The 299-nt window shown below is 68.9% G+C and carries 1 protein-coding gene; it reads left to right on the top strand.

What is annotated here, in order from left to right; all coding sequences use genetic code 11:
• Positions 1-299: response regulator (locus SB756_RS29185; RefSeq protein ID WP_410913020.1), on the top strand; the 299-nt coding region annotated here is incomplete at both ends.

Genomic DNA, 299 nt, shown 5'->3' with positions numbered 1-299 from the left:
CTGGCCGGTGAGTCCGTCGTGGTGGTCGAGGACGACCCCGCCGTGCGGATGCTGGTGGTCAACGTGCTCGGTGAACTGGGTTACACCGCGCACCAGGCTGGCGATGCACGCACGGCGCTACCGTTGCTGGAGTCGGACCTGCGTGTCGACCTGCTGGTGACCGACGTCGGCCTGCCGGGCCTGAACGGCCGGCAACTGGCGGAAATCGGGCGGCAGATCCGCCCGGAGCTCAAGGTCCTGTTCATCACCGGCTACGCCGAGCACGCGGCGGCCCGTGGTGGCTTTCTCGAACCCGGCAT

The sequence above is a fragment of the Pseudomonas sp. SIMBA_068 genome (genome assembly GCF_046534705.1).
GTDB classification, from domain to species: domain Bacteria; phylum Pseudomonadota; class Gammaproteobacteria; order Pseudomonadales; family Pseudomonadaceae; genus Aquipseudomonas; species Aquipseudomonas putida.
This window is presented reverse-complemented; position numbering and strand designations above follow the sequence as displayed.